Here is a 5811-nt window from a genome sequence, read left to right as displayed (position 1 = left end):
CCTAGGGCGTCCGGCCGGCGCCTGGCCGGTGGTCGAGCCCGCCAGTTGATGGGGCGGCCGCCGCAAGACGAACCTTGAGCAGGGCGGTCTGGCGGCTCACCATCAGGCCGTTTCCGCTAAAGCGTCGCGCGACGTCCGGCGGGCACATGAGCCGACTCAGCACGCCGAGGCCCCATGCCGCCGATCATCTTCCGGTCCATGCCCGACAGCGCCTATCTCTGGACCGCCATGATGGCGGCCGACGAGAAGGGGCTCGCCTATTCCCACGAGGCGCTGGCGCTGGGCTCGCCCGAACACCTGGCGCTTCACCCGTTCGGCAAGATGCCGGTCCTGCAGGACGGGGACCGGGTGCTGTTCGAGACCCTGGCCATCTGCGTCTATCTGGATGAGGCCTTCGAGGGGCCGCCCCTGCAACCGGCGACGCCCGCGGGCCGGGCGCAGATGCTGAAGTGGATCGGCGTGGTCAACGCCTATGTCTTTCCGGTGATGAACCGCTTCATGAAGGAACGGCTGGTGCGCCCGGCCTGGGGCTTTGACCCCGACCGCGCCTTCATCGCCAGCGCCCGCGACCCTCTGGGGGTGATCCTGCGCGAGCTGGAGGCGGCCCTGTCGGCTCACCCCTGCCTGGCGGGCGAGGACTTCACCCTCGCCGACATCTTCCTGCTCCCCCAGCTCAAATTCTTCGCCCTGACGCCGGAGGGCGAGGCGTTCATGGCCCGGGCGCCGGCGAGCGCCGACTGGCTGGGTCGCATGAGCGCGCGCAAGGGGCCGACCGTCGAGCTGATGAACGGCGTGGCGCGGGCCTTTCCGAAGGCCGCAGAGCCCGAACTGGCCTGGGCGCTTCCGCCACTCTGAGCGCGACGCGGGCGCGGGCCGCCAACCGGCGCGCGCTCACGGCCGTCCGGCGGGGCCCAGGTCCACGCCGGTGAGGGCCTCGGCCGCCGCCCCCGGATCGGTCTCGCTGACGTCGAGAAGATCGAGCTTGCCGCGGATTTCGGCGTGCCGTTCGGCGGTCAGCTTATAGCCGATGAAGCAGGCGCCTGCGGCCATCACGAAGATGATCGGGCCGACGATATAGGCCAGTTCCAGCCCGCGGATCGCCTCGGGCGTGTTGGTGACCCCGGCGCCCACCTGATAGCCGACCAGGGCTAGGACGTTAAACGTCAGGAAGATGGCGCCGGCCGTCGCCAGTTTCGCCGTCGCGGTCAGGCCGGCATAGATCAGGCCCATCCATTCCCGGCCGCTGTCCAGCCGCAGCTCGTCGGCGATGTCGGCGGCGATGGCCCGCATCATGACGGTGAAGCCCGCCGCCATGGCGCCGACCAGGAACATCAGCGCCGAGAAGATGGGGAAGTCGCCCTTGGGCAGGAAGGGCAGGCACATCAGGCCCACGGAATAGACCGTGGCCGTCACCAGGAAGGCGATATGTTTGCTGATCCTGTTGGCAAGCCAGGCGGCGAAGGGCGCGCCGGCGAACCCGGCGGCGACATAGATCAGCAGCAGCAGATTGGCCGCGGCGGTGTCGAAGCCCCGGCTGTCCTTGAAATAGAAGAGGTAAAGCGCAGCCATCCAGCCCGGGCCGAGCGTGACCATGAGGTCGGCGGCCAGCAGCCGGATCACATTTCCCCGGGTCAGGAGCTGGGCGTAATCCTTGAGCGTGAACTGGGCCGGCCGGTCCTGGGTGATCCGCTCCGGGGAAGTGGCCACGACGATCAGGCAGGTGATCGCCGCGCTGGCGATGATGAACCAGATCATCGCCTGCACGCCTTCGGCGTCGGTGGCGCCGCGCTGGCTCATGAAGATGGGGATCAGCAGCACGGCCATGGCGCCGATCACGCCCAACCCCGTGATCGCCCCGAAGATGCGCGACCGCTCCTTGTACGAGGGCGCAAGCCGTCCCGCCCAGGCCAGATGCGAGAGCAGAACGGCGGAATAGCCGAGGTACATCACCAGCAGCCAGAAGCTGAGATAGAGCGGTCCGTCGCCGTCGCCGGTCGCCAACAGCATGTAGAAGCCCAGCATCAGCACCGGCGCGCCGAGCGCCATCCAGATGCGGTAGCGGCCAAACCGGCTCTTGGTCCGGTCCATGGCCAGGCCCATGGCCGTGTCGATGGGAATGTCGATAAAGCGGACCAGGGCGAACACCGTGCCGACCAGGGCCAGCGAGAGGCCAAGCTCGGCGGCGAAGTAACGGGGCAGGTGCACTGTGGCGGCGACGCCCAGGGCGCCGATCGGCACGGCCGCGCTGGCGAAAACCAAGGCGCGCGGCAGCGAGATCTGACCGCCCGCGGGGCTGGACTGCGACTGTGACACCTGAACCACTCTCCCCCTCAGAAACGCGCGTCATTTAACCAGACGCTTCACGGGGGAGTTAAGCGCGAGCGCCACCGCGCCTGCAAGGGAAATTCAGCAGCGGCCTCAAGCCCGGGAATGGCGCGCTCGCCCGTTCGACGCTTCGGGCGACACCCTCAGGCCACCATGCGGCTGACGGGTTCGAAGCTCAGGCTGGATTCGAAGTCCGCCAGAATGTCGAACAGCTCCTCCACGCCCACCTTGGGCCGTACGTCCTTGGGGAAGCGGTATCGCCAGAAGCTGACGATGTGATCGACGCTGCCCAGCCGCTCTCCCAGCTGATGGAACAGGCTCGGCGCCTTCAGCAGGAAGGCGCGGAAGGCGCTGGGCTGGCCCTTCAGGGTCAGGTCGCGATAGGCGTCGTCATAAACCTTCAAGGTGTCGCGAACCGTGTCGCAGGCATGATCCAGCGCCTCGGCCAGACGCGCCTTGGCCGCGTCGATATAGGCCTGGTCCTCATGGGTGGGCCTGTCGGTGGGTCGGATGCGCGAAATCTCGCTGGAGACCGGGCGGACCTTGGGCAGAAGGTCGGCCAGCGTCCATTTGTAATAGATGAAGCCCTTCCAGCAGAAGATGCCCTCCTCGAACTCCAACCGCCCCATGCCCAGGCCATGGCGCAGGGGCTCCAGGTCGGAATCCCCGGCGTTCGACAGGATTTTCTGGGCGAGCTTGTCGGTCCGTTCGAACAGCCGGACGTCCAGGTCGTCGAAGGAGACCCCGATCAGGGGCTGAAGCTCCTGCCGGACAAAGGCGAACATGCGTGTGGAGTCGGCCTCGGACAGGTCGAAATAGCAGCGATCGGGGTTGAAGCCCGACTGTCGCAGCCGCTCGCGCATCAGGAAGGGGTCGAGGGAGGGCAGGCTGTCGAGCAGGTCCAGGAGGGTCTCGTCCCGGCGGTCGGCGGCCGTATCGCCGGTGGCCAGCTCTTCCATTAGGGAACGATAGCCCACCTGGTGGACAAAGAAGGACCGGGCGCCCACGCGAAGATCGGACGGGTCCAGGGGCAGGATCACCTTGGTGGCGGTGGATCGGCTCGACCCCAGCAGCTCCAACTCATCGGCCCGCAGGCGGTGCTTGAGGATGATCGAGCGGTTCAGCAGGGGGCTGCGGAAGAAGGGCTGGGCCAGATAACCGGCCTCGGTCTTGTGATGGCGCCAGGCGGCGGTGAGGTTCAACGCCCGCGCCGTCGAGACGCTGGACTGCAGGCGCAACAGGCTCCGCACCGATCTGTTGTGGCTGCTACGCGCGACGCTCATCGATCCCCCCGACCCGCCAGGGTCTGATCATTGGCGCCCTAAGGTTAAGGCCGCTTAAGCGTGGAGGCTTCGCACACGCTCAGATTACACAACTGAGTGGGCTCGCCTGATGTCGTCTGAGGCGAGCGGCGCTGTTGGAACAACCTGCCCCCCGCCCGGCTTGTCCTGCGAGCAGAAGGAGATGCCGACATGTCCGTCGTGGATAAGGTGCTAGGCGCCATCACCCCGCCCGAGAGCGACAAGGCCAGAGTGGAGGCCACAGCCAAGGCGCGGGCCTTGAGCGACGGCGGCGACTGGCTGGCCGACGCCCTGGACCATCACGACCTGATCCGACAACGGTTCGAAGCCTGTCGGGCGGCGGAGGATCCGGCGGCGCGGGTGGCCGCCTTGCGCGACCTGGCCGTGGTGCTGAATGGACATTCCCTCGCCGAGGAGCTGGTGCTCTATCCGGCGCTGGCCAAGGCTGGGGAAAAGGGCCACGCCGGCCTGGCCTATGGCGAGCAGACCACCGCCAAGATGCAGATGGCCGAGCTGGAACGGATCGACCCTTCCAAGGAGGCTTGGCGGGACAAGCTCGAGCATATCCGCGGCGCGGTGCTGCACCACATCTTCGAGGAGGAGGCCAAGTGGTTTCCGGACCTGAAGTCGAAATACGACGACCAAGCCTTCCTGACCCTCCGCTTCCGCGAGGAGTACGCGCGCTACGTGGAGGGCGACGGCGCCGGGGCCCCGCGGGGTTAGAAAACCACCCGGCCCAAGGTCATGACCACCAGTGAGATGACAGCTGCGCCGATCAGGTTCAGCCACAGTCCGGCCCGGACCATCTGGCCGATGGTGATATGCCCCGCGCCATAGACGATGGCGTTGGGCGGCGTGGCCACCGGCAGCATGAAGGCGCAGGACGCCGCCAGGGCCAGGGGGATGGCCATCACCAGCGGATCGGCTCCGATGGCCAGCGCCAGGGCGCCGCCGATGGGCAGGAAGGTGGCGGCCGAGGCGGTGTTGCTGGTCAGTTCGGTGAGGAAGATCATGGCCAGCGTCACCAGCACCACCAGCAGGGCCACCGGCCAGGCGTCCAGCACGGCGAGAAGTTCGCCCAACCACGCCGCCAGGCCGGAGCTGGAGATGGCCGCCGCCAGGCTCAGCCCGCCGCCGAACAGGGTCAGCACCTCCCAGGGCAGGCGCTTGAGTTCGCCGCCGGTGACCAGGCGTTCCCCCTGCCAGCCGCCCGCCGGCGTGAAGGCCAGGGCGATGGCCGCGGCGATGGCCACGCCCGTATCGGTGAGCCAGGGCAGGTAGGGCAGCAGCAGCGGCCGGAAAATCCAGGCGAAGGCGGCCAGAGCGAAGATGATCGCCACCCGGATTTCAGCCTGGCTCATGGCGCCCAGACGCTCCCGCTCGGTGCGGAAGAGGGCGCCCGCGCTGGGCAGGGTCAGGCGCACCGGATGGGTCAGGGTCAGGACGAACCAGGTGGCCGCCAGCATGGCGCCGGCCACCGGCACGCCCACGGCCATCCACTGGGCGAAGCCGATCTCCACCCCGTGCTCGCGCGCCATATAGCCCACCAGCAGGGCGTTGGGCGGAGTGCCGATCAGGGTCGCGACGCCGCCAATGCTGGCGCCATAGGCCACGGCCAGCAGCAGGGAGACGGCCAGGTTGCGATGGGAGGCGGGGTCATCGCCGGCCCCATGGTCCTCGGTCAGGGCCAGGATGGCCATGGCCACCGGCGCCATCAGCACCGCGGCGGCGGAATTGGACACCCACATGGAGACAAGCGCCGTGGCGCCCAGCATGCCGGCCACCAGCCGGCGCGGGGTGGCGCCGGCTGCGGCCGCGCAGCCCAGGCCGATCCGCTTGTGCAGACCGCTGCGCTCCATGGCTGCGCCCAGCACAAAGCCGCCGAGAAAGAGGAAGATGACGGGGTCGGCATAGGGGGCGGCCGCCTCCCGCACATCTGAAACCCCCAGGGCCGGGAAGAGAACGATGGGCAGCAGCGCCGTAATCATCAGCGGGGCGGCCTCGGTCATCCAGAGGATGGCCATCAGCACCGTCACCGCCGCCACGGGGCGCACCAGGGGGCCGGGGCCAAACTCGGGCGCCAGCATGATGGCGGCGAAGGCCCCCAGGGCCGCCGCCACTCCCGCCGCCTTGCGCCATCCGCCGGACGCGTCAGTCGTCTGAGCGCTCAAGCTTCCCCCCGCAC

5 protein-coding genes are annotated in these 5811 nt (G+C 68.4%); 2 read left to right on the top strand and 3 right to left on the bottom strand.

Annotated features, from left to right (window positions below; genetic code table 11):
* Positions 1-174 precede the first annotated feature (174 nt).
* On the top strand, positions 175-855 hold the full coding sequence (locus tag V7D28_RS13445; protein WP_333587894.1) for a glutathione S-transferase family protein: 681 nt from the start codon (positions 175-177) through the stop codon (positions 853-855).
* Between the two features lie 36 nt (positions 856-891).
* Here the strand turns inward: V7D28_RS13445 and V7D28_RS13440 are convergent, their stop codons facing one another.
* Both V7D28_RS13440 and V7D28_RS13435 read right to left on the bottom strand, forming a co-directional pair.
* Complete coding sequence (locus V7D28_RS13440; RefSeq protein WP_333587893.1) at positions 892-2313, bottom strand: MFS transporter; 1422 nt, start codon at positions 2311-2313, stop codon at positions 892-894.
* Between the two features lie 155 nt (positions 2314-2468).
* Positions 2469-3608: a hypothetical protein gene (locus V7D28_RS13435; protein WP_333587892.1), complete on the bottom strand. Its 1140-nt coding sequence runs from the start codon at positions 3606-3608 to the stop codon at positions 2469-2471.
* A gap of 189 nt (positions 3609-3797) precedes the next feature.
* Here V7D28_RS13435 and V7D28_RS13430 point away from each other — a divergent pair, with 189 nt between their 5' ends.
* Positions 3798-4349 carry a hemerythrin domain-containing protein gene (locus V7D28_RS13430; RefSeq protein WP_333587891.1) on the top strand — a complete coding sequence of 184 codons (552 nt, stop codon included), beginning with the start codon at positions 3798-3800 and terminating at the stop codon, positions 4347-4349.
* Here V7D28_RS13430 and V7D28_RS13425 read toward each other — a convergent pair.
* Positions 4346-5811: SLC13 family permease (locus V7D28_RS13425; RefSeq protein ID WP_333587890.1), on the bottom strand; the 1466-nt coding region annotated here is incomplete at its 5' end. The two genes, V7D28_RS13430 and V7D28_RS13425, sit on opposite strands and share 4 nt — an antisense overlap.

Source organism: Phenylobacterium sp., from assembly GCF_036723115.1.
In the GTDB taxonomy this organism is placed as follows: domain Bacteria; phylum Pseudomonadota; class Alphaproteobacteria; order Caulobacterales; family Caulobacteraceae; genus Phenylobacterium.
The sequence above is the reverse complement of the archived record's forward strand: the minus strand, read 5'-3'. Positions and strand labels throughout refer to the sequence as shown.